The organism is Xanthomonas sp. CPBF 426 (assembly GCF_903989465.1).
GTDB classification, from domain to species: domain Bacteria; phylum Pseudomonadota; class Gammaproteobacteria; order Xanthomonadales; family Xanthomonadaceae; genus Xanthomonas; species Xanthomonas euroxanthea.
Map to the genome: position 1 here is coordinate 2,910,712 of NZ_LR861805.1, position 23,383 is coordinate 2,934,094.

Sequence of the window (23,383 nt, forward strand, 5' to 3'; positions counted from 1 at the left end):
AATAGCCAATCCTTGGCAGGTTTTCCTTCCTGGTTAAAAAACGAATGCGGCATCTTTTTGCTGTGTCGCAGGCATCGGTTGCGCCGGTGCCATGCTGGCTGGCGCTTGGTTCATTACGGTTGGGGCTTGTTGCACGCCGGCAGGTAGGGCAACACCCCGCCCCTGTCCGGTTGCCTTGACCACATATAGTCCGTCGTCGGCTGTGCTGGCCTGGGATACGTGGGGCGATGGCAGTTGTGTCGGCGTGGGCGATGCAATCATAGGGCCCTGCTGTGAAGCTTCTGTGCGCCCGGGATTTGCGAGATCCTGAATCCGACGTGCAACGATCGCATCAGCCAGCTCGGCGGCTGCCTGACGCAAGGGTTTTTCGACACGGACCTTGATCGGGCGGTTCGGAATCACGGTGATCGGCTCGGCCCCCGAAGATGCCACCGACTGACGAATGGAGGCATAGATCTTCTGGACATAACCATGCTTGAAGCCGGTTTCGAAGTTGCCCGAGTAATAACAACTGAACGACTTGCCCCAATTGGCACCGGATCGCGAGTGGCACTCGGCCAGGATCCTGGATGCAGCGACCAGGTTGGGACACTTGGCAAAGGCCATCTCATAACTGGTCAGCCCGTACTTCTGCAGGTTGTAGCGATTGACCTGACCAAGCCCCAGGGAGAAATTGTAGCCCTTCTGTTCCAGCATCTTGGCCGTGGCTACCGCTTCTTCGAGCCCACGCGGTTCGCGTGCCAGCCGGCCACCGACTACGCCGATGGCGTACGGATTGCGCGAAGACTCCACGCGAACGACGTGCTGCATGACCTCGCCTGGGACGGCAAGTCCAGTACAGCCCATCAATTCCATGCCAGGCAGCATAACGGTCTCCTTGAAACTGGATCGACGTCAATCATTGGCGGCCGTCAGCCGCCACGCAGAGTTCTTGCCGGATCGAAATCGATTCCGGTAATAAAGCGGCGCCCGGCGTGCGCCTTGATGTGCACCACGATATCGATGGTCATACGCAGCAGCCGTTTGATCACCTCGAATTCCAGCCCGGAGCCTTCGTTGGACGCTTTCACCATGAGCGCCAGCTGGTCCCACGTCTGCTCGACGCTGCCGGCATGGCAACTGGTGATCGAACCAGGATGGCCGGATGCACAGTTACGGATGAAATAAAACGATTCATCGCCACGCAACTCGGCCAGGATGATCCGATCCGGCTTCATGCGCAGGCAGGCTTCCATACAACTCTTGGCAGTCACATTACTCGCACTTTGGCCACCTTTCGAATACAAAAGGTGCACCGAATTGGGCTGACTGATGAATAGCTCGCGGGCGTCTTCAATGGTGACCAGGCGCTCCTCGTTCGGAATGTGATTGACCAGCGCCTTCATGAAGGTGGTCTTGCCACTACCGGTTGCACCGGCGACCACCACATTCTTCTTGTAAAGCACCGCTTTCTTGAAGAACTCGGAGTACTCCTTGTTGCGACGCAACTCGAGCAGTTCACGGTCGTGATCGCTGACATCGGCAGCCTGCTCGAGTACCTGGTCAAAAAACCCGTCGCTTGTGTACTGCTCGAGGGTCTTGGTGTGTTTGGAGGGCAGGCGAATCGTGATCGAGACCTTGCCGGCATCGCAGGCAGGCGGAATGACGAACTGCGCACGCTGGCCCGTCGGGAAGGTCAGAGAGACCACCGGATCGGCGTCAGTGATGCGCTGCCCGGTGTTGCTTTCGTTGACGACCGCCGTACAGAACTGCCGGGCCCGATCAAAGGTCAGCGACGGCACATCCATGCGTTGCCAGCCATTGATTGTCTCCAGGTATAGCTCACCGGGACGATTGATGCAGATTTCCGTGACCTCGGGCGAATTCAAATAGTCCAGGATCCCCAGTACGGAGTACTGGTAATCCAGGAAATCATTCGAGATCCGCGCCGTCGGAGAATCGTCAATCGTCATGGCGGTCGTCGCGCTCACTTGGGCAGCACCGCCGAAAAATCGACGTCTTTTGCAACGTAAACGTTCAGGACCGTTCCTTGATTGATCGTCAGCGTTGCAGGGCGACGCCCGGATTTCTCTACCGCCTGTTGCGCAAGTTGCTGCACGCTTTGGGCGGTGTTGCTCTCGAACGGCTGCTGCGTGATGACACCGGAACCCACACCGATGGTGGTCGTCTCCGGACCGTACTCCGCGGCCGCGTACTTGAAAGCATCGCTTAAAAGGCTGATGAACAACGCCGAAGCGATCTTGTTGCCCCAGTGAGCGTCATACTGGCCAGGATGACCAGCACTGCCGAGCGTGTCGATACCCGGGCCGACCAGAGTGACATCGAGCCCGGTTGGAGTAGTCACGCGATCCCAGACGACCTGCAGGCGCCGGGTCGTGGGTTCGCCTGCACCATACTGACCCAGCATCTTCGAACCCTTCGGCAACAGCAGATTGTGCCCATTGATCGAATAAACCGGTTCGGTAACGATACAGGACGTATAGCCGCCAAAGTCGGAAATGATCCGCGTTTCCAGAATGCAACGGATATAGGTACCGCGCACGAGCAAACCGTCAGGATTGCTGATCGGCTTGGCCAGCGTCACCTGCTCATCCTCTTGAGCTCCAGGCTGTGCGCCAGTCTGACCCGACATCCCGGGAGTGCCCGAAGCATTGCCGCCGGCTGCAGCGGACTGCTCGGCCAGAATGCGTCGTTCCAGCAAGGTCGGAGCGCGCGGACGCTCTGGAGCTTCGGCTGGCATGCTGTCGTTTTCGTCGATAGGCATCGGCGGCAGCGGCGGCAAACTCGGTTGTTGCGCAAGAGGCACCGGAGCCGTCTCGACGGGTGAGGTCATATTTTGCGGAAGTGCAGGCGCGACAACCGTCTCGGCACGCGGCTTCACCGGTGCAGAATCGTCAGAGCCCTGCTTTGCCAACCAGAAAATAGCCAAAAGTAACAGGCCGGCAACCAGTGCGAGAAAAACCAGCGCCTTCCGGTTCAACCGTTTGATGTCGCTGGACCGCAACACAGGCTCAGTCGAATCCAGATCCGGCTCCGCAGCCGCCTGCTGGCGTGCAAAGTACGGATTACTGCGCTCGTCGTACTCGTTCGTTACGGGCTCATCCGATCGGTTGTCCCGGGAGCGCTCATCAGGGCTGTTTGGAATGTTGGAGTTCACTTTTGCTTGTTCCTTCGCAGACCGACGACATTATCGCCATGACGAACTACCAGAAAGGGGTAGGTTCCATGAACGATCAAGGTATTACCCTCAACGGTCGTATTCACGAGAAAGTCCTCGCTATGCTCTTTCTCACGAGCAAATACCGCCGGGAAATTACCTGTGGGAAATCGCGTTAAATCCATATTGATATAAGTGAACTTACCGTCGTCATAGACTCGGCTCGGAATCAACCAGGACTTTTTGCTTCGCGTAGCAAAGTCATAGTCGTAATAGTAGCGACGATCCTTGAGAATCTTCGCATTCAACAGAGGACCATCCTTAGCGGCAGCTGCATCCTCGACATTGTTGAAGCTCGTATCCTTGGGGTAACTGAATACCACTTTGTATTGTACGCCGGCCTGTTTGGCCTGCTCGAGGCGTTGCCAATCGGTCGCAACAACCTTGAGCTCGAGGATATAAGAATGCGTAGCCGTACGAATCATCATATTCGTATCGACGTCGACGTTCTTGGGCTTCAGATAAAAGACGTTTTCACGACGTGTCAGCTCCCAGCCTCCGGTGAAACCGGTGCTGTAGTCGAGAATCTTTTCATTGGGACTGAGTTCGATCTGGGTGGTGATGCCCAGTCCGGTACGCACCTGATAGATACGGTCGGGTGCATATTCGTATTCTTGTACGACCTGAGCTGCAGCCGAGAATGCGCACAATGCAAGTGGCAACACTGCAGCCAATGCCGCCCTGTAAGGGTTAGAGGGTTTCATCGACCGCTTGCTCCATTGACATTGTTCGGCATCCCTTGGGGTTGGATCGTGGGCTGAGCTTGAGTTTGGCCGGCCGGCTGAGGCTGTGCCTGGCCAGGATATCCGGGCTGCTGTTGCACTGGAACGCTACCAGGAGCCGCCTGCATGCCCTGCTGCGCCGGGACACTAGCTGGCGTTGCAGCGCCAGCGGCATTCGGATCAACCATGCCAGGAGTCATCGGCTGTTGATAAGCTGCGGCCTGTGGTGCAGCTTGCGCCTGCGTGCTGATCGCGGACGGCGCGGCAGGCAAGGCCGAGTAATCGTTATCGACACGATAATCGGTCACCCGGAAACCAAGGGGATTTTCCACCCTAAGGCTATCACTCATCTGCAGGTTATCCTGGTAAGCGAACCCCATAGTCGCAATCTTGTTGTCCAGAAGCGTAGTTACAGTAGATGTCTTATCGTAAACATTCCGCTGAAAACGCACCGTCGCACCCGTATACGGCTTACCTTTGCCACCGATAAGGGTGATGCTGAGAATATTGATGCGGATTGCACGCAGCCTTCCATAGGTATTGAAAGGCCTCGTTGGATTATTACCGGCGTGCAGTGCGCGATACTCGGCAAGCACATTCGTTGCCGCCATCGCAGCAACCGTATTCCAGTCACGATCACCGATCGTAGACGCATCGAATGACTCACGGGCCAGGATGAAACGCGCGATATTGCTACGCGCCAATGCCTCGCTGGTGCTGATGGTGCGTCCGCCATAATTCGCTTCGAGCTTGGCAATGGTGCTGGTGCCAGAATACGCGTCAGCCATTACCAGGTACGGCACCTTCTCCTTCAGCGGCAACATGTAGTAGTAACCGCCGGCCGTCATGACGGTAATGAGCATGGAAACGGTCGCCACCATCCATGCGCGCTTTTCGCTGCGGCGTGCGAGATCGGCAATGTTGACCTCGTAGTTCACCGCTTTCTGGACGGCCGCACCAACCTGGGCAGATCCGTCCTTTTCACTGACCTTCTTACGCAACATGTATAGATCCGTCACCGTAGGGCCTTGTCAGGCCTGAAACTATCGCCGCGAAGAGCACGGACGCATGGGAGGCTTGAGCCGACTCGCCGACCGAATGCTGGAGAGCATCGGATCAGCAGTCAGCTCTTAGAGTTTGGCTCCAGACGACACCGGCACCGGCTGTACCAACAGCTTGTTGGCGGAGACCGAGACCGATACCCCTTGCGCCGCGTACACCGCGCTCAGCTCGGTTGCGGCTTGCTGCACGCTGGTGGTGCTGATATTGGAAACCGGAGCGATCAGGGTGTAATCCGAAGGCAGGTTGTAGGACAGCTGCATGTTGGAATCCGCAGCCCACCGTTCCAGCATCGTCTTCAGCGTGCCGTCCATCGGCGTGGCCTGATACGTATAGGAGGTGTAAAGCGGAATCTCAGTGGGCGCTTCGTCAAAGTGATTGACGTGCTTCCAACGTCCACCAAAATCGGGAGCAGGCTTGGTCGCGCACGCGCTGACCAACGCAGCGACCACCAAGACCAGCGACAGCTTGGGCACACACATCGGATTCACTCTGACTTCTCCAACTCATGAGATTTCGTGCTTACGGCGAACAGCACGACGGCCCCGCTCACCGTCAGGTGGCGGAGGGAATTTGCCTTCGATGCAACTTGCGGGCGCACATATCCATCCGAGCCAGCCGAAACAGGCCAGCCGGCACCGCACATGCGCGTCAACGAAAAAAATGAATACACTGCAGAACCATCCATAGCCTTACTCCTGTGCGGCCCCGTCTGGCGCCGCCCCCCTTTAACAAAAAATCAACATTGCGCAAATTCTGGGTAACTTTGCCCTCAACGTACGCATGAGTCAAGAATCGCCGGCATGTCGCCCCATCCATTTCGTGACCAAAATCACACTTTTATGGAAAGCGTTTTCACATCCGTCCTGGGCAACAGTCGTGCGGTGAAATAGCGATCTTCGTAGTAGCGGATCTTGTCGCACTTCACCGGGTGCGGGATGCCCTCGTACAGGAAGACCTCTTTCTCGTTGCCCATTGCCTTGAGTTCCTGCGGAAGCATCAGGGCCCGCCGCTCCTCCGAAACGCTACGGGTAGTCTCCCTGCCGCGGGTGACGTTCTTTTTCTTGATGGTGGTGTAGCCCAACATCTCGGAGTAGTCGTTCGCATCCTGCTGCTCGCGCGGCGCATACAGGATCTGCAGCGCATGGTTGGTGATGATGGTGCGCGACAGATCCTTGCCGTAGGTCGCGTCCAGCTGCGCCATGCTCTGGATGATGGGCAGCAAACGAAGGTTGTAGCCCGCCATGTAGGCAACCGCAGTGGCGATGATGTCGACCTTGCCGATCGAGGTGAATTCGTCCATCAACAGCAGGCATTGGTATTTCAGCTCTGGATTGGACTTCGGCAGCTCGCGCGTGTTGAGGTTGATGATCTGGCTGAAGAGCAAGTTGATGATGAGCCGGCTTTCGGCCAGCTTGTTGGGCTGGATGCCGATGTAGATCGTCATCTTCTTCTTGCGCAGGTCGGTGAGCAGGAAGTCGTCCGCGCTGGTTGCCGCATCCAGGACCGGGTTGATCCATGCGTTGAGCGGCTCTTTCAGGGTGCCCATGATGGACGCGAAGGTCTCATCGGCCTGTGACAGCATGTTGGCAAATGCCGAGCGTGCATTGCTGCTGAGGAACCTGCGCTCGGACAGCGACTTGAGGTACTTCTTGAGGTCTGTGCCATCTCCCGACGACAGGCGGTAGATGCCGCCAAGCGTGGGAGCCCCTGCCCCACCCGGGAAGCCGAGCGACAACTCCTCGTCCTGGTTTTCGAACAGATACAGGGCGAACGCCATGAAGGCATTACGCGCCTGACTGACCCAGAATTTCTGGTCATCCGACCCGTCCGGATACAGCATCGCGGCGATGCTCATCAGATCCGACACACGAAAGGCGGGGTCGCTGGACACATAGGTCAGCGGATTCCACCGATGCGTACGACGGTCTTCGGCAAAAGGATTGAAGAGGAACACCTCATGCCCCTGACTGGCGCGCCAGCCACTGGTGAGGTCGAAGTTCTCCTGCTTGATGTCCAGGACCACGACCGATTCCTGGTACTCCAGCAGGTTGGGAATGACCACGCCGACGCCCTTGCCGGAACGCGTTGGCGCAGCGAGGATCACGAACTGTTGCCCGCTCAGCCGTACAAGCTTGCCGTTGAACTTGCCGACGACGATGCCGTTACCACTAGGCTTGAAAAGGCCGTGCTTGGAAAGGTCTGCCGCTCCGGCAAAGCGCGCATCGCCATGCAGCGCCCGTGCCTTCGGCTTGACCAGGAGCACGACCGTGATGGCCCAGATGATCCCGGGCAGACCAAAGCCGAGAATGCCGGACATCTTGATCTTGGTTGCGTAAGGCGCCACTTCCGGCAAGCCCAGCGCCTTGACGTAGCGGTAGTAGGTATCCCAGGCGTACAGCCCGGTATCGAGCCGCAATAACAGAAGCGTCAGATACCCGGACAGGAAATATCCAACAAGCAATGTCACCAGGGTGGCGACTGCAATCAGTTTGGCTTTGGACACGCGCCCCTACTCCTTGGCTTACTTCTCAACGGCAATTAGCGACGGACGACGGGCTTGTGATCGACCAGATCCGCCCTGCGTCCGCCGCTCTCGCTCTCGACGAGCGAGTCGATCCAGATTCTGGCTTGATCCAGAGAGAGGTCCGGCGTGATCCGGGTTCCGGCATCCGTCACAACGGCATAGGCAACCACAGCGTCAGGCGCGTAAGTATCCTCCCGGGTGATTGCCACGACACGGTACCCGCCCCTGGTCAGCACGGTGTGCTGATACTCATCCATCGCCAGCCTTCCTTTTCGTCAGCGCGGAGGCGATGCTAAAGCAAGACGTGTGATGGAGAAAGCGGTTTCGGCGAAGCCGGCTCAACAGCGCCTGCTTTCGACGCAAGGCGAGGATCGGGATGCGTCAGTGCTGGAGGAATTCGATTGACACTTGAAGTGCTTTCAAAGCCACGCGCATGCCTGGCGGTGACAACTCCCCTTGTGGATGAGGTGCCCAGCTATGGATGCGGTGCCCAGCGCCGCGACGAAACAACGTTGAACAGCGACCCGAGCCTGCCCCCAGGACACTCGACGCATGGAACGCAAAAGCGCCCGCCCTGCCAGGCCGGCGTGCAGCCGTCCGTGACGCCTAGCCGCTGCACGAGGTTCGATTCAACACGATTGGGCGACGCCAAGGATGGAAGCGAAAGCGATCGTCGAAGACCTGGCAAAGGACGCACGGACGCTGCGAGCGCAAATGCATGAGCCAACCTGGGATCCGCGGCAGCAGTCGCTGCCGATGTTGAAGCCACTCAAGTCGCCATGCCGCCTGGACTTGGAGTGGTGGGCGGTACAGGGTTCGAACCTGTGACCCCTACCATGTCAAGGTAGTGCTCTACCGCTGAGCTAACCGCCCGTTTCCTGCATCAGCATTGCGCTGTGCAGGGCGCGCATTCTAGCGCAGGGTTTGGATCGCCACAAGCCCTCCCTGCATCCGAACTGCGATGCTGTCGCCCTGCCCTACGCCAGACTGGCAGCTTTCAGTTTCTGGATCTGGTCGCGAATCTGCGCGGCCGCCTCGAACTCCAGGTCCTTGGCGTGCTGGTACATCTGCTGCTCCAGGCTCTTGAGCTTGCCGGCAATCTGGGCAGGCCCCATCGCGCGGTAATCGGGCATTTCCTCCGCCACCTGACGCGACTTCGAGCGTCCCTTGCCTGCCTTCTTCTCGGCGGCATCCTCGCGCGCACCTTCCATGATGTCGGAGATCGGACGCGCCACCGACTTGGGCGTGATGCCATGTTCCAGGTTGTACTCAACCTGCTTCTCGCGGCGACGATCGGTTTCGTCGATCGCGGCCTGCATCGAGCGCGTCATCTTGTCGGCATACAGAATGGCCTTGCCGCGCAGGTTACGCGCGGCGCGGCCAATGGTCTGAATCAACGAACCGGTCGAACGCAGGAAGCCTTCCTTGTCCGCGTCCAGGATCGCCACCAACGACACTTCCGGCATATCCAGACCTTCGCGCAACAGATTGATGCCGACCAGCACGTCGAACTTGCCCAGGCGCAGGTCGCGGATGATCTCCACGCGCTCCACGGTGTCGATATCCGAATGCAGATAGCGTACGCGGATGCCATGCTCGCCGAGGTACTCGGTGAGGTTCTCGGACATGCGCTTGGTCAGCGTCGTCACCAGCACACGGTCGCCAAGCTTGATGCGCTCGTGGATTTCGGACATCAGGTCGTCCACCTGCGTTCCGACCGGGCGAATTTCGACCACCGGATCGATCAGCCCGGTCGGGCGCACCACCAGCTCGGTGATCTCGCCGGCGGACTCACGCAGCTCGTAGGGCCCCGGCGTGGCCGACACATAGATGCTGCGCGGCGAGCGCGCCTCCCATTCCTCGAAACGCAGCGGCCGGTTGTCCAGCGCCGACGGCAGACGGAAACCGAATTCCACCAGCGTCTCCTTGCGCGAGCGATCGCCCTTGTACATCGCGCCGATCTGCGGAATGGTCACATGCGACTCGTCGATGACCAGTAGCGCGTCCGGCGGCAAATAGTCGAACAAGGTCGGCGGTGGCTCGCCGGGTGCCTTGCCGGTCAGATGCCGCGAATAGTTTTCGATACCGTTGCAGAAGCCCACTTCGGCCATCATCTCCAGATCGAACTGGGTGCGCTGCGCCAGGCGCTGCGCTTCGACCAGCTTGTTCTGCGAGTACAGCTGCTCCAAGCGCTCCTTCAATTCCTCCTTGATCGTATCCACCGCACTCAGCGTGCGCTCGCGCGTGGTCGCGTAGTGCGTCTTGGGGTACACGGTGTAGCGCTGCAGCTTGCGCAGCGTTTCGCCGGTCAACGGATCGAACAGGGTCAGCCGCTCGATGTCGCCATCGAACAACTCGATCCGCAGCGCTTCGGTGTCGGATTCGGCCGGGAACACGTCCAGCACTTCGCCACGCACGCGGAACGCGCCGCGGGTCAGTTCGAATTCATTGCGGGTGTACTGCAGGTCGGTGAGATGGCGGATCAACTGGCGTTGGTCGATGTGCTCGCCCACCGACAGGATCAGGCGCAGCGACAGATAGTCTTCCGGCGCACCCAGGCCATAGATCGCCGACACCGTGGCCACCACCAGCGAATCGCGACGCGACAGCAGGGTCTTGGTCGCCGACAGACGCATCTGCTCGATGTGCTCGTTGATCGAACTGTCCTTCTCGATGAAGGTGTCCGACGACGGCACATAGGCCTCGGGCTGGTAGTAGTCGTAGTAGCTGACGAAGTACTCCACCGCGTTGTGCGGAAAGAACGACTTGAACTCGCCATACAGCTGCGCTGCCAGCGTCTTGTTCGGCGCCATCACCAGTGTGGGCTTCTGCACCTGCTGGATCACGTTGGCAATGGTGTAGGTCTTGCCGGAGCCGGTCACGCCCAACAGGGTCTGCTTGGCCAAGCCGGCCTCGAAGCTGGCGACCAGCTTGTCGATGGCGGCAGGCTGATCGCCGGCTGGGGAGTACGGGGATACGAGCTGAAAACGGTCGGTCATGGAGCGGATCTCGGGGGAGGACTGCACGAACGGCGGAGGCAACTTTCGGTAAAAGTCCGACACCTCATCACTGAGAGCCGGCCTTACCTGGGCAATAGACGCCGTAGACACTGCTTGCTCCGAGCCAGGGAGCAGGACGGTGAAGCAGTGATTCGTTCGTGCGCAGAAGGGTACACGGCAGTACAGCTAGTGATCGTGATGGCGATCATCGGAATCATGGCGGCCATCGGCCTGCCTAGCTTCAATGCTTTGATCGAATGGCAGCGAGCACAGGCACGGGTTCACGTGCTCACCGTACATCTGGCGATGGCCAGAAGCATGGCCATCACGCATCGCCTGCCGGTTAGCGTCTGCCCATCCGTTGACGGCGCGAATTGCCGACCAGACAGGGACTGGAGCCGGGGATGGATTCTTTTCAAAGATCCAGCGCGTAGTGGGCAGCCTGCGGACGCCGGCTCGATCCTGCGGGTCGAGCAGTATGCTGCGAGCGACAACATCAGCATCACTGGAACGATCGGCCGATCGCTTATCCGATTTCTTCCGAACGGCCGCAATAGCGGCACCAACATCACGATCAGCCTCTGCACGGGCGCGCAACGCCTGGCGGATGTCATCGTCAACAACTCAGGGCGTACGCGCTCTGTCCGCTACAGGCAACCAACTGACTGCCCCGGCCGGTGAGCCACTGCAAAAACAAAGAGGCCGCGACTAGTCGCGGCCTCTTAAACATCTTGGCGCCCGAAGTTGGACTCGAACCAACGACCCCCTGATTAACAGTCAAGTGCTCTAACCGGCTGAGCTATTCGGGCGGGGAGGCGTATTCTATAGGCAACTTTGCAGCAGCGCAACACCTCGTAACGAAGCTACCAGCAGCCTGGAGTGGTAGTTGCACTCGGCGTCTTCACCCCTGCCTGATTCAACGTCAGCGTGCCGCACTTGTCCTTGGCCTGATTGCCCTGGGGCGCAGCAGTCAAGGTAAAGGTCGACTGCGTAGTCGCGAGCGTAATGTTGTATTGCGCCGTACCACCTTCGCGCGGCGACTGGACGGTCGTCGAGCCGTTCCCGAACTTGAAATTGGCATAGGTGTTGTTGGTCGTATGCGAGCGTTCCAGCAACTGCGAGTATTCGACCAGATCGGCCTTGGCCTGCGCTCGGCGAGACTTGCGAACATGATCGGCATAGGAAGGATAGGCGACGGCAGCCAGGATGCCGACGATCGCGACGACGATCATCAACTCGATCAAGGTGAAACCACCGGCACCAGCACGCTGACGAAGTTGCGTGGACAGGGACCGCGATAGGTCTAAGGGCATTGACAATCTCCGTTACTGAAGCTGGCGCCAGGACTGGCGGCCGCAAGGATAAGGGACATACATGGGCGGGGCGCCAGCCACGCTGACGATCATCCAGCAGCCCGATCCTGCAGGCACGGTGGGTGCCGCAGAACCATCCTTGGGATTGACCTTGGGCTCGAGCCTGGGCACGACTGACACGCCCACGTCTTTAACCGGCGCATTGCCGCCGGTATTGAGCGAGATTCCAGCCGAATCGGTGGCAAGCGTGGAGCCACCGATGCCACCCATTCGCACACCAGATAGGGCACCCCTACCCGTCCGTGGATTCAGTCCGAACAACCAGTTCACACCATCGGTGCTGCACCCGCTGCTGATCGCGAGCGGCGAATAAGTGGGCATGAACAAGATTCCCGACACGAGTTCCGGATAACCCACAAATCGCTCACCGGCGGGCAGATCCACGTACCAGCCTAGTGCCAGAGCGGGACCAGTCCCTTGCTGCAGGGATCGAGTGGTACTGGAGGCGCCAATGCTGACCGAATACGGAGTCAGGTTCGCCCTTGTGAGAGTTGAGGAAACCACTCCATCGACCTGATCGGTGAAGCCATACAAGCTTTGCGTCTGCAGCGAGGAGCTTGCCAGATTGTCTTTACTAAACGAGAAACTCCCCGTGCCGAACAAAACCAGCACCCCTCCATTCTCGCCGGAAGCGGCCTGCAGCCCACCAGTTATTGGCTGACGGTAGTTTAGACCACCCTCGGAATAGATCCCGGTCGTGAACGCGGGAACGGTTACTGAGGTTGCGGTCGAAGTGAGATCGAACTTCCAGATTGCGCCGCGGAGATCGGCCGCATAGACAGTATCGGCATATCCATCACGCGTGCGAGCTGGCTTATTGGTCGTCGGATCGATTGTCAGATTGTCGATGCGATCCAGTACGATAATATTGCCTAGCCCGTTATTGCCACTGATTGAGGTTCCCGACTCAGTTGCCTCGATCATCCGAATCGTCGGTGTGGTGGCTGTTCCGATATCGACAACGAACAATACCGCCTTCCCAGTGGCGCTAGCGTAACCATTACCAAAGATCGCCTTCCAGCTGACCGTCCCATTGGACGCGCGCACCGGGACGATGACGGGCTTGCCGAGCACATGCCCGATGTTCCCGCGCACAGCGGCATCGCCAGCAAGATCGTTGATCTCCCAGAGGCGACTACCGGCACCGAAGCTTGCGGGATTGGTAACGTCAAGTGCGAAGACACCCCGACCTCCCGCTCCCGTGGTGCCGACCAGCGTCGTCTGCCAGGCATTGTTGTAGTAGGTATCTCCTACGGCAAGCGGACCATCGACAAAATAACGATGCTCAAAACTGGGCACCGTAGATGACTTAATGGTCTGGTACGGTAGCAACAAATTCCCCATATGGCCATAGGAGGTTGCCGGCACATAAGCAAAGCGCTCCCGACCACCACCTCCGGTGACGGCACCAGTGCTGTCGATGCCGCCATCGACAGCATGCAGCATGCCGTCGTTGGCTCCTGCATACACCATATAGCCCCTGTTGCGCTTGCTATTTAGGTAGTTGGCATAGCTAGTCCCAAGCGTGCCGCCCAGGCCACGATATCCGTAGTCATCGACCGGGGCACTGATAACCGGTGTGGAATTGACGATATCGCCGAGCACAGTACTCCGATCGCGTAGCTTGCCACCCTGCTGAACTTCGCCGCTGCGGTCGCCTAGCAGATAGTTGGCCGCGGTCGCAGCAGTTGCGCCAAGACTGGTCAGATCTGACTCCGAGCAGAGCGACTGCGCCGGATACAACGTCGCAGGCAGACCGCATAGGCCGCTTAAACTGACAGTCGTGCCATCGAGCTTTCGCACGTTACTGCCATCATTGAAATATACATTTCGCGTATTGGCGGCTGGTATCTGCGCAGACGCCTCCCAGAGAGGCGTAAAGCGTGCCTCGCGCGTATCCGGATCGACCGAAACCTGATTGGCCTTCAGCGTACTGGACCAATCTGTGCCATTATTCCTGATCTGGTACTCAGGAGTGACGGTCAACGAGCCTGCACCGATACGCGCACCTGTCAGCGCCAGGGTGCCAGACGGCGAGTTGGGTGCACTGGCAGCCGACAACACGCGGCGCATGGCGCTGGTCACTTCATCAGGGCTCTTGGCGTTGATAAACTGACCACGACTATTGATCGTGGCGTGCCACAGTTCGTCAATGACACGACCATCGTCAGCGGTTACCGGATTGCCATTGCCAGTCCAGTTGGGGGCATTGGCGTAGGGGTCATCTGTCGCTGGTTGATTGACCTCATAGATATTCCCCTGCGCACCTAAAGTGATCGCATAGAAGTTCATGTGCAGATCTTTCTGGCAGTCCAAACGCTTCCAATCCGCAGATGTCTTGGCGAGCGTAGCGCACTTTTCGTCCACAGGCACCCGCCCAGCCGGGAAGCCCGGCCCTGTCACCAGTGGCGTAGAAGCCCCTGAATAATAGCTCGCAGCGATGTCAGCGATTGTATCGCTGTAACTATCAGCGAACGGCACGATGGGGAAGTCTACCGTACCAGTGGAATCGGCATTGCCATAGCCAGTGACCGAATTATTCCTAGTCGTGTACCCATCAGTAAATAGCATGCCGCCATTCTTCTGACATGCACGCACCACCGGAGCTCCGTCCCCCGTCCGCCTAAATTGTTGACCCAAATAATCGATGGCCGCCCGATTTGGCGTGCCACCACTCGGCCTGAGACGATAAATTTGCTGAAATAAAGCCTCACGCGAATCATCGTTCGTGACATCATACATGGTCGGCTGAGCCAAATTATTGATTGTGAAATAACCGACCCGCATATTTTCAATACCGGTCAATGCCCGCGACTCTGAGCCAATGATCGAGAGAATACGGTTCCGATGGTATTGAAACCAATTAGCAAAATTTTGCCTCGCATTATTATAAGCAGACGTATTAGCAGCGGAATAATTGGAGCGAAGTATTTGATATCGTCGCATATTGCAGCCCGGGCCGCATGCATTTACGATAATCGGCCGATTGGTGTCGCTAGTCAGGTATCCCGTGGGCGCCGGAGCGGCCGCAGGCAAATAGAATGTTGCAGGGACGTAGGAGATTTGCACCGAACAAGTTGCAGCCACCTGGGCATTAAAGCCAAGAGTGGACCAAAGTCCATTCGTGCCCGGCAGGCCATTCGAGTTGTTGGTACTGCACGCCCTAGCATTACCGCCCGTGCGATAGCGCGTCCCAGAAGGAATCGTCATTCCAATTAAAAATCGAAATGAACTATCACCATTAACCTCTCTACTTACCCCAAGATTAACCGCAGTGCCGTAGCGACTCATGTTTATCGTGCCGTCGTCCCAATAAACATCAGGGTCACGCGAATCCGCTCGAGCACTGTCGAAATCGGCCTGCGGCCATAAGCCCTTATTAACTTCATCGCCTTTGGATAGACTCCATGGATCGTATTTGATATTCGGATCGAAATAATTTGCGTTATATGCTGGCGATCTTGCGAAACCAAATTGATCAATCGGCGGAAGAGCCACGCCCGGACTATATGACGAATTATACGAAGGAAAAGGAAATAAATACACGTAACAGTCGACAAAACCATTACAGTCGGAACCATTATTAAAAAAACTTCCATCGGCATTAAAGAAGCTGGAATTGACACTATTCCATTGCAGTCGCCCATCACCGCCTTTGAAAATGCGCTCAAACGTCATTGAGTTCGAATCATCCACCGTCATAATAAATGCCGGCGGGACCGGACTGCCATTATTAAGTGGACCCTGTGCCAACTTTTCCTGACCCTGCGCCGCGATCAGGTTGTATACAAAGTAACCGCTCATCGCGATCAGGACTATGGCGGAGGCGATAGCGGTTCGAACGGTGCGACGAGACATGCTCACGGCCTCAGAGCTTGAAGATGGAATCGATCGCCGCCGACGAAGATGCATCCGTCGTAGCATCGTTGGCGAAGGTGGTGATTTGATAGACCGGAGTCACCGGGTCGACCGGATCGCCCATCGCGAGCGACCCCCCCCCGATGATGCACGAGTCGATGCGACGCACATTAACCGCTTGGTTGACCGACACGGCCTTATTACGTGCCCAAGCCATCGGATCGAATGCTGTATCGCAGTTCTGCTGGATTTCAGTGTCCGCAACCGTTGCGTCGCTGGGAGCACTCTTGCGATTGGCGATGGCCTCAATCGCCCGCTCGCTCCTGCGCGTCACGCCCTCGGCATTCTGAAAGGCGATATTGGTCACCAGATAATTGGACGCCATTTTTTCCTGCATGCCTGCCACTTGCATGCCGGCGATCCCGATCAGCGCCAGCAGGATCAACATGATCAAGGCAACATAGAGCACGGCCCCCCGAGGACGGGATGGCATTGGGCGGCGGCGAGCGACTGCATTCATTGATCAATTCCCAAACAGACGATTGCGCAAGGCGATCGTGGATTCGTAGGTCATTCGGTAGCGGCCATCCGTCTGGGCGGGCGGCGCAAACGAAACGCCCAATGCACTGGGATAATTCAACGCAGTTGCCGGGCGTTCGGCTGTGGAAGGTGCGGGACTGCGCGCTAGGATGCCAACTTGAACTTGCCCGACCCGTCTCCACTGGCCAGCAGCTGTGGCATCGACCGCAGTGGATACGTCGCTCGCGATCGCCTGGGTGCTGATGTTTCCCAACGGGGGCGAGGTATTGGACATGTTCACGGTCTGATCGAGACCGAACAGCAGCTGCATGTTCTCGATCCCTTCGACCAACTCTTCCGGCGTGCCATAGTCGTCGACACCATTGGACCGTGCACGCATCAGCGCAGGCTCGCCCGAGGTCGTCGATGTACCGACGTAGTAAACCAGCGATTCGGCGCGATAGAGCATTGCCTGGCCGCTGGGACGGGTGGAGTAATTGGACAGATTGGTTCCTGTGGCAGTGACTTGGCCGCTGGCATAGGTACCCTTAAACACCGTGGCATGGGCGCAGTCCGCAACCCCGAACAGGCTCGGAGCCGCCTGCCCCCCCTCTGTCAAACGCAATCCGGCCGAGGCATTGAAGCCCACGACGCTGTTGCTGCCTGTGGTCAACGTTGTGATTGGCACGCCTTCCGGAGCAAGGAAACGCAGAACCAGGATATCGCTGCCGCCGCGCGGATTGAGCTTGGTGATCGATGCTGGCAGATTCGCTGGTACTGCCCAGTTATCTCCAAGCTTCAGGCTGCCGGGAGGCGTCGTATTAGGTGCCTCGTAGCCTTGCACGCTGATGCTGAAATCCAGCGGATGACCCGAGCCGCTGGCCGCGCCGGTAGTGACCACCGGGTCGCCCTCCCCGCGCACAAAATGCGCCTGGTCGTTGACGCAACCGAAATGCCCGGCCATGCGAATGTCGCGCTGGAGGAAATCCATGGCGAAACGTCCGTTTTCCTGTGCGCGCGCACTGCCTTCAGCCAGCATCGATGCAGTACGCGAGGCAGAAAAGACCTGGATGACTCCCAGCATCAGCACAAGGCCGATCACCATGGCGATCATCATCTCTATCAGGCTGATGCCCGCAGCGACACGCTTGGAAGAAGGCCGCCGCGTCATAGCTGCGATACCAGGGTAAAGGTGGTCTGGGCGTTGGGATTATTGGCGTCCCAGCGCTGGTCTCCCCAACTAATGCCAACGGTGACCTGGCCGTTGTTATTGAGAACGGTTGCGCTGGCATCTTCGCCCAATGCGCGCACGACCTGGCATTTCCAGCGCGCGATATTGTCAGCGATGGCCACGCTTCCGAGAGGTCGGCTGCAACTGGCCGCGGTCACGCTATTTGCGGCAAAGGTGGCATCGGTATACCAGGCAGACTGGAAGCGATTACTTCGCATCTGGTCCATCAGGTCATACGCCAGGTTGGTTGCCTGGGTGCGGTAGTTGGAACTCTGTACGAACCGCACATTGGCCGTCTGCAACAGCGCAAAGCCAAGCAAGCCAAATGCCAGTACGACGATGGCGACCAGCACCTCAAGCAGACTGAATCCCTTGGCGCGAGAGGGCGAAACGAAGGGACGGAGACGCATCATTGACAGGAGCTCTTCTGAGACGTGATCTGGCCGGCGGCATTGACGAACAAGGTGCGCCGCAGCGCCTGCCCATCGCAGGTCATCGGTTGCAACGTAATCTGTTGATTTGTCGACGCGACCCTGCGCCCGCGTCCATCGAATGCAATCGTTGCGCCGGACGGACCGGAATTGCTTAGCGACGGGTCAATTGAGACGAAACGCAAGACGGTGTCGCCACCCTTGAAGGCTCCATCTCCGTCGGTATCCGCCCAAGCCAGCATCCCGCTCCCCCAGTTGTTGTCGCATGCGGTCCCCGATGCGCTACCGCAAACCCCACCACCTCGGCGATTGCGTATCGCCTCACTGCGCGCGAGAGACAGCAGCCCGAGGGTCTCATTGGCGCTACTGGCTACGCGATTGGAGCGTATTACTCCACGAAAGCTTGGAAGCGCGATCGTAAGCAAAATCGCCAACACGGCGATCGCAATGATCAATTCCACAAGTGTGAAGCCGGTAGATCGGCGAAAAGACATTGGACGCTCCCCAGCGTGACCTGACCAAGATGCTTCGACGACCCCCTCAAGAACAAGCAGTGGGGGGACAAGCGGTCGTTTTAGGGTTGTCGGCGTGCGCGTGGGGGACGAACCGGGCCTAGGATTCGTACCCAGCCCGGCTTTTCCCTTCTCCAGAATGGTGGTCTACATCCAGAAGGCCTTAGGTCACTACCCGATAACAAGGCCGGTAATCGCCCGAAATCTTCATCCGGCGCTGTTCGACGAAGCCGCGCAGCAGTTCGTCCAGGGCCTGCATGATGTCCGGGTCGCCATTGATCTCGAAGGGGCCGAATTCCTCGATGCGGCGCATGCCGTCTTCCTTCACGTTGCCGGCGACGATACCGGAGAAGGCACGGCGCAGGTCGGCGGCCAGCGCGGGCGCTGGGCGGCCGTGATGCAGGTCGAGGGCGGCCATGGCCTCGTGGCTGGGTTCGAACGGCTGCTGGTACTCGAGCGGGATGTGCACGGACCAGTTGAAGTAGTACGAATCCTTCTGTTCCTTGCGGTGCGCGCGTACCTGGTGGATGCCTTCGGCCATGCGACGCGCCACGGCGACTGGGTCGCCGACGATGATCTCATAGCGGGAAGCGACAGCTTCGCCCAGGGTGAGCCGGATGAAGCGGTCGATCTGCTCGAAATACGGCGCGGCAATGGTCGGGCCGGTCAGGATCAGCGGGAACGGCAGGTCGGCGTTCTCTTCGCGCAGCAGGATGCCGAGCAGGTAGAGGATTTCCTCGGCCGTGCCGACGCCCCCCGGAAACACCAGGATGCCGTGTCCGATGCGGACGAAGGCTTCAAGGCGCTTTTCGATGTCCGGCATGATCACCAGGTGGTTGACGATCGGATTCGGCGACTCGGCGGCGATGATGCCCGGCTCAGTCACGCCGATGTAGCGCGTGTGATGCTTGCGCTGCTTGGCGTGCGCGATGGTGGCGCCCTTCATCGGGCCCTTCATCGCGCCCGGCCCGCAGCCGGTGCAGATGTCCAGGCCACGCAGCCCCAGCTCGTAGCCCACCTGCTTGGTGTAGAGGTATTCGTCGCGCGAGATGGAATGGCCGCCCCAGCACACGACCAGGTTCGGGTCCGACGGCTGCAGGATGCGCGCGTTGCGCAGCTGGCCGAACACGGCGTTGGTGATGCCTTCGCTGGTATCAAGATCCCCGCGCTGGGCTTCCAGCTCGATCGCCATGTAGGCCAGGTCGCGCACCACGGCGAACAGCAGCTCGGCCACGCCGCGGATGATCTCGCCATCGACAAAGGCCATCGCCGGTGCGTTGCTCAGATCGATACGGATGCCACGGTCCTGCTGGTTCACCTGGATATCGAAATCCGGATACAGGTCGCGCGCGGCGCGCGGGTCGTCCGACGCGCTGCCGCTGGTGAGCACGGCCAGCGCGCAACGGCGCAACAGCTCGTGCATGCCGCCGCTGGAGGCGTCGCGTAGACGCGCCACTTCCGCCTTGGACAATACGTCCAGGCCACCACGCGGATAGATCCGCGCATCCACCACCGGCAGCGCCCGTGCTGCCGTACTGCTGAGTTCCATAGCTTGCTCCTGTCGTATCTCAGAACTTTAGCGTACTCACCCGCACAAAAGAAAACGGCCGGGAGAACCCGGCCGTTTTTGCAAGCTTCGACACGCTAGCCAGCTTTAGAACTGGTAACGGAAGCCCAGCTGCAGCGCCCAGCGGGAGATGCCGCGATCGTCGTAGACCGTGGACTGGTCCGGGGTATTGAAGCGGTACACGTACTTGCCGCTGGCCGCATCGACACCACCGTATTCCACGACACCACGCATGCCCGGGAAGCCGTACTCTTCGACACGGCCCCACTTCTTGTTCAGCAGGTTGCCGACGTTCATGACGTCAAGCCAGAGAGAGGCCTTGTTGTCCTTGAAGAAGCCGGGGATCTCCTGCTCGATGTGCAGGTCGAACTGGTTGATCCAGGAGTTGCGCGCGCCGTTGCGCTCGGCCACCTGACCACGGCGGGCAGCCAGATACTCGTTGCCTTCGATGTAGTTCCAGAACGCCTGTTCTTCTCGAGCGGTACCGAACAGCACATCGCCGCGGCCGGCCGGAATATACAACAGGTCGTTCAGGCGGCCGTCGCCATTAGCGTCGTTGTCGAACGCATAGCTATACGGGCGACCATTGCGGCCTTGGTAGATCAGGCCCAACTTGGTCTCGTAGTCGCCGAAGAACGCATGCTTCCAGTTCAAGGTGCCGAGGATGCTGTTCTTCACTTCGTACGCAGCGGTCGAGGCAACATTTTCGTTGGCCTGGAAGACAGCATTGTTGCCCAGCTGCGAACCCGAGGTCGAACTGGTCAGGCCGCTGACTTCGTCGGCGTCGGTGTAGGTGTAGTACAAGCCCCACGACCAGTCGCCGCCATTGAAGGGTTTGTTCAGGCCGACGGTGAAGCTCTCGCTGCCGCCCTTATCGGTTGGACGGGCGATGATGGCATCGTTGAAGCGCCCATCGCGCGAGCCGCGCGCATCGACCACGGATGCAGTGCCACGCACACAAGCAGCCGGGGCGCCTGCACCGGTCGGATTACGGCCGTCGTCCAGCCAGCAGGCCGGATTCAAGCCTGCAGTATTCCAGTACAGGTTACGACCATCCTGACCCACGCGGCTGGTATTGCCCAGATTGAGCTGCTGGTAGTAGATCGCCTCGTTGACCTTGGTCACCACCGCCTCGGCAGATGCCACGATGCCGTACCAGGGCAGCTCGGTATCGAATGCCAGGTTGGCCTTCCATACCGACGGCTGACCCAGCTTGCTGTCGACGAAATCGACGGACTGCGTAGCGCCATTCAACGAACCATTACCGATCGGCTGGTTATTGATGTCAGGCGTGAAACGAATGCCATTGGTGTTCACCAGTGTCTGGCTGGAGAAGTTGTAATCGGTGTACGCCAGGCCGGTGTTGGAGTACGGGTTGGACAACCACACGGTTGCCGCGGCCCCCTGGAACAGGCCCACGCCGCCGCGCAACTGGGTGGGGCGATCGCTGTCGAAGGTGTAGTTGAAACCGAAGCGCGGCTCGAACAATCCGTTGCCGTCGATGGTCTGGTCGTTGCGGAAACCGAACAGCGTCGATGCGGTTGCATTGTAGGCCGGGCTGTTCTTGACCATCGGCTCGTCATAACGCACACCGAACGTCAGCGTCAGGTTGTTATTGACGGCCCAGGTGTCCTGCAAGAACACGCCGACATTGCGCATGCCCCAGTTGGCCGCGATGTCGTCGATGTTGCCGCTGTTGGAGCGCGAATAACGATAGTTCAGCGGGCGATTGGCAGCGTAGTCGGCAATCGAGTTGAACGTGTAGGAACCGAAGACGCGCTGGCCGAACAGGTTGAACAGATCGTTGTCTTCGTAGTCGAAGCCGAACTTGACGGTGTGATCGTTCAAGAACAACGTGCCGGCAAAGAAGGCGTTCCAGGTTTCGGTTCGCAGTTCGTTGGCCTGGGTGCTCTGCTCGGTGCCCAGGTTGACGGTGTTGTTATTGATCCGCACAGCAACGGCCGGCAGCTGCGATGCAGCAGTACGCACTGCCGAGTAGTCGCGGTAAGACACCTTGGCTTCGGTCGAGAAGGTGTCGGTCCAATCGCTGAACAACTGGGCCGTATAGGTCTTGAGGCTGAAGTCGCGCACGTAGTGATACGAATTCAGCGACAGCGCCTGATTGCCGAAACCGTTGAGGTTGGCAGTGCTCTGCTCGCTCTCGCCATAACGGAACGAGGCGCGATGCTTGTCGGAGATGTTCCAGTCAAGCTTGAAGCCCTTTTCTTCCGAATCCGAATCCAGCGCTGGCAGCGCCAGGGTTCCCGGGTCAAACCCGTAGACGTTACGTGAGATGTCGATGATCCGATCGATGTCCGCCTGCGGGATCTGCACGATGTTGCTCGCGCCAGAACCGATCGGGCCGTAGCCGGAGGCTCCGGTGAACACGCCCTTGCCCTTGTACTTTTCGTAGTTGGCGAAGAAGAACAGCTTGTCCTTGATGACCGGGCCGCCCAGGGTCAGGCCGTAGGTGGTTTCGTTATCGAACAGCTGCGGGCGGATATCGTTCTGGTTCTTGCCCGACCAATCGTTCTCACGGTAGGTGCCGTACACCGAACCGTGGAACTCGTTGGTACCGGACTTGGTGACCGCATTGATCACGCCGCCGGTGGCGCCGGTGATGGTGACGTCGTAGTTGGCGACGTCGACGGAGATTTCGTCGATGACATCCATCGAGAACGGCTGGCGCGGCGTCGGCAAGCCGTTGGATTCCAGGCCGAACGCGTCGTTGGTGCTGATACCGTCGACACGGATCAGGTTGAAGCGCGGATTCTGGCCGCCCACGGAAATTTCATTACGCGCCTTGTCGGTCTGCGCCACGCGCGGATCCAGACGTACGTAGTCCTGCAGGTTACGGTTGATCGAGGGCAGCGATTCGATCTGCTCGCGGGTCACATTGGTACCGGTGCCCATCTTGTTCGCACTGAACAGCGCCGAGCCGTAATCGCCGCCGATGGCCTGCACCGCGCCCAGCGTGGTCACGTCACCGCCCAGGGATGCGTCGACGCTATTGACCTGATTGAGGTTCAGGTACACGCCCTCTTCCGTCTTCGTCCCTTCACCCGACTTGGTGATGGTGATGGTATACGGCCCGCCCACACGCAGGCCGCGCGCGTTGTAGCGTCCACTGGCATCGGTGGTGGCGCGGCTGACGGTTCCCGATTCGACGTGGGTGATCGTCACTTCGGCATTCGGCACCGGCTGACCGCCGCTGCTGGTAACCAGGCCAGCGACGCCGGCAGAGGTGCTCTGAGCGAACACGGGGGCGGCGGCGAGCGCGGCAACAAGGCCAAGCGTCAGCTTGGACATGCGAAGACAACGGGGGTGGGTCATTTCGGTAGCCTCGATACAGGTTGGGCAGTGACAAA

Annotated in this window: 18 protein-coding genes and 2 tRNA genes; 1 reads left to right on the forward strand and 19 read right to left on the reverse strand. The window is 58.9% G+C overall.

Annotation, left to right across the window (positions count from 1 at the left end; translation table 11 throughout):
- Nucleotides 1–33: 33 nt before the first annotated feature.
- The 10 genes from H7A87_RS12400 to uvrB form a co-directional block, all read right to left on the reverse strand.
- On the reverse strand, nt 34–855 hold the full coding sequence (locus H7A87_RS12400; RefSeq protein WP_164740159.1) for a lytic transglycosylase domain-containing protein: 822 nt from the start codon (nt 853–855) through the stop codon (nt 34–36).
- Nucleotides 856–911: 56 nt separating this feature from the next.
- Nucleotides 912–1,952, reverse strand: a complete 1,041-nt coding sequence (gene virB11, locus H7A87_RS12405) for a P-type DNA transfer ATPase VirB11 (RefSeq protein ID WP_164740954.1) — start codon at nt 1,950–1,952, stop codon at nt 912–914.
- A 14-nt stretch (nt 1,953–1,966) separates the two neighbouring features.
- Nucleotides 1,967–3,157, reverse strand: a complete 1,191-nt coding sequence (locus tag H7A87_RS12410; RefSeq protein WP_115677512.1) for a TrbI/VirB10 family protein — start codon at nt 3,155–3,157, stop codon at nt 1,967–1,969.
- A complete protein-coding gene (locus tag H7A87_RS12415) occupies nt 3,154–3,921 on the reverse strand; it encodes a TrbG/VirB9 family P-type conjugative transfer protein (protein ID WP_115677513.1) in 768 nt (255 codons plus the stop codon). The genes H7A87_RS12410 and H7A87_RS12415 overlap by 4 nt, the downstream gene beginning before the upstream one ends.
- Complete coding sequence (locus H7A87_RS12420) at nt 3,918–4,943, reverse strand: type IV secretion system protein (RefSeq protein WP_164740953.1); 1,026 nt, start codon at nt 4,941–4,943, stop codon at nt 3,918–3,920. Before H7A87_RS12420 ends, H7A87_RS12415 begins: the two co-directional genes overlap by 4 nt.
- Nucleotides 4,944–5,069: 126 nt before the next feature.
- The gene (locus H7A87_RS12425) at nt 5,070–5,480 is read right to left on the reverse strand and encodes a TcpQ domain-containing protein (protein ID WP_115677515.1); all 411 of its coding nucleotides are present in this window, start codon (nt 5,478–5,480) and stop codon (nt 5,070–5,072) included.
- Between the two features lie 350 nt (nt 5,481–5,830).
- A complete protein-coding gene (locus H7A87_RS12430) occupies nt 5,831–7,504 on the reverse strand; it encodes a type IV secretory system conjugative DNA transfer family protein (protein ID WP_119128551.1) in 1,674 nt (557 codons plus the stop codon).
- Nucleotides 7,505–7,539: 35 nt separating this feature from the next.
- On the reverse strand, nt 7,540–7,782 hold the full coding sequence (locus H7A87_RS12435; RefSeq protein ID WP_119128550.1) for a hypothetical protein: 243 nt from the start codon (nt 7,780–7,782) through the stop codon (nt 7,540–7,542).
- Between the two features lie 541 nt (nt 7,783–8,323).
- Nucleotides 8,324–8,398: transfer RNA gene (locus tag H7A87_RS12440), tRNA-Val, on the reverse strand.
- Between the two features lie 104 nt (nt 8,399–8,502).
- A complete protein-coding gene (uvrB, locus tag H7A87_RS12445; RefSeq protein ID WP_102253869.1) occupies nt 8,503–10,524 on the reverse strand; it encodes an excinuclease ABC subunit UvrB in 2,022 nt (673 codons plus the stop codon).
- Between the two features lie 147 nt (nt 10,525–10,671).
- On the opposite strand from uvrB, the gene H7A87_RS12450 reads away from it, so the two are divergent.
- The gene (locus H7A87_RS12450; protein ID WP_232087850.1) at nt 10,672–11,205 is read left to right on the forward strand and encodes a GspH/FimT family pseudopilin; all 534 of its coding nucleotides are present in this window, start codon (nt 10,672–10,674) and stop codon (nt 11,203–11,205) included.
- Nucleotides 11,206–11,256: 51 nt separating this feature from the next.
- On the opposite strand, the gene H7A87_RS12455 is transcribed toward H7A87_RS12450, so the two are convergent.
- From H7A87_RS12455 to H7A87_RS12495, 9 genes are all read right to left on the reverse strand, one after another.
- Nucleotides 11,257–11,333, reverse strand: a tRNA-Asn gene (locus H7A87_RS12455).
- A gap of 54 nt (nt 11,334–11,387) precedes the next feature.
- A complete protein-coding gene (locus tag H7A87_RS12460) occupies nt 11,388–11,837 on the reverse strand; it encodes a type IV pilin protein (protein WP_119128549.1) in 450 nt (149 codons plus the stop codon).
- Nucleotides 11,838–11,849: 12 nt separating this feature from the next.
- Nucleotides 11,850–15,755: a PilC/PilY family type IV pilus protein gene (locus tag H7A87_RS12465; RefSeq protein ID WP_232087851.1), complete on the reverse strand. Its 3,906-nt coding sequence runs from the start codon at nt 15,753–15,755 to the stop codon at nt 11,850–11,852.
- A 10-nt stretch (nt 15,756–15,765) separates the two neighbouring features.
- Complete coding sequence (locus H7A87_RS12470; protein WP_115047008.1) at nt 15,766–16,275, reverse strand: PilX N-terminal domain-containing pilus assembly protein; 510 nt, start codon at nt 16,273–16,275, stop codon at nt 15,766–15,768.
- A gap of 3 nt (nt 16,276–16,278) precedes the next feature.
- Nucleotides 16,279–17,445 carry a PilW family protein gene (locus tag H7A87_RS12475; protein WP_115047010.1) on the reverse strand — a complete coding sequence of 389 codons (1,167 nt, stop codon included), beginning with the start codon at nt 17,443–17,445 and terminating at the stop codon, nt 16,279–16,281.
- Nucleotides 17,442–17,918 carry a type IV pilus modification protein PilV gene (gene pilV, locus H7A87_RS12480; RefSeq protein WP_119128547.1) on the reverse strand — a complete coding sequence of 159 codons (477 nt, stop codon included), beginning with the start codon at nt 17,916–17,918 and terminating at the stop codon, nt 17,442–17,444. Before pilV ends, H7A87_RS12475 begins: the two co-directional genes overlap by 4 nt.
- On the reverse strand, nt 17,915–18,430 hold the full coding sequence (locus H7A87_RS12485; RefSeq protein WP_119128546.1) for a Tfp pilus assembly protein FimT/FimU: 516 nt from the start codon (nt 18,428–18,430) through the stop codon (nt 17,915–17,917). The genes pilV and H7A87_RS12485 overlap by 4 nt, the downstream gene beginning before the upstream one ends.
- Before the next feature lie 181 nt (nt 18,431–18,611).
- A complete protein-coding gene (ppnN, locus tag H7A87_RS12490) occupies nt 18,612–19,997 on the reverse strand; it encodes a nucleotide 5'-monophosphate nucleosidase PpnN (RefSeq protein ID WP_104647998.1) in 1,386 nt (461 codons plus the stop codon).
- A 105-nt stretch (nt 19,998–20,102) separates the two neighbouring features.
- Nucleotides 20,103–23,348, reverse strand: a complete 3,246-nt coding sequence (locus tag H7A87_RS12495; RefSeq protein WP_119128545.1) for a TonB-dependent receptor — start codon at nt 23,346–23,348, stop codon at nt 20,103–20,105.
- Nucleotides 23,349–23,383: the final 35 nt, after the last annotated feature.

Bases quoted from the DNA above. Each gene is read 5' to 3' on its own strand.
- H7A87_RS12400 (WP_164740159.1), bottom strand. From the start codon at position 855: ATGGAATTGATGGGCTGTACTGGACTTGCCGTCCCAGGCGAGGTCATG.
- virB11 (WP_164740954.1), bottom strand. From the start codon at position 1,952: ATGACGATTGACGATTCTCCGACGGCGCGGATCTCGAATGATTTCCTG.
- H7A87_RS12415 (WP_115677513.1), bottom strand. From the start codon at position 3,921: ATGAAACCCTCTAACCCTTACAGGGCGGCATTGGCTGCAGTGTTGCCA.
- H7A87_RS12420 (WP_164740953.1), bottom strand. From the start codon at position 4,943: ATGTTGCGTAAGAAGGTCAGTGAAAAGGACGGATCTGCCCAGGTTGGT.
- H7A87_RS12425 (WP_115677515.1), bottom strand. From the start codon at position 5,480: ATGTGTGTGCCCAAGCTGTCGCTGGTCTTGGTGGTCGCTGCGTTGGTC.
- H7A87_RS12435 (WP_119128550.1), bottom strand. From the start codon at position 7,782: ATGGATGAGTATCAGCACACCGTGCTGACCAGGGGCGGGTACCGTGTC.
- uvrB (WP_102253869.1), bottom strand. From the start codon at position 10,524: ATGACCGACCGTTTTCAGCTCGTATCCCCGTACTCCCCAGCCGGCGAT.
- H7A87_RS12460 (WP_119128549.1), bottom strand. From the start codon at position 11,837: ATGCCCTTAGACCTATCGCGGTCCCTGTCCACGCAACTTCGTCAGCGT.
- H7A87_RS12465 (WP_232087851.1), bottom strand. From the start codon at position 15,755: ATGTCTCGTCGCACCGTTCGAACCGCTATCGCCTCCGCCATAGTCCTG.
- H7A87_RS12470 (WP_115047008.1), bottom strand. From the start codon at position 16,275: ATGAATGCAGTCGCTCGCCGCCGCCCAATGCCATCCCGTCCTCGGGGG.
- H7A87_RS12475 (WP_115047010.1), bottom strand. From the start codon at position 17,445: ATGACGCGGCGGCCTTCTTCCAAGCGTGTCGCTGCGGGCATCAGCCTG.
- pilV (WP_119128547.1), bottom strand. From the start codon at position 17,918: ATGATGCGTCTCCGTCCCTTCGTTTCGCCCTCTCGCGCCAAGGGATTC.
- H7A87_RS12485 (WP_119128546.1), bottom strand. From the start codon at position 18,430: ATGTCTTTTCGCCGATCTACCGGCTTCACACTTGTGGAATTGATCATT.
- ppnN (WP_104647998.1), bottom strand. From the start codon at position 19,997: ATGGAACTCAGCAGTACGGCAGCACGGGCGCTGCCGGTGGTGGATGCG.
- H7A87_RS12495 (WP_119128545.1), bottom strand. From the start codon at position 23,348: ATGACCCACCCCCGTTGTCTTCGCATGTCCAAGCTGACGCTTGGCCTT.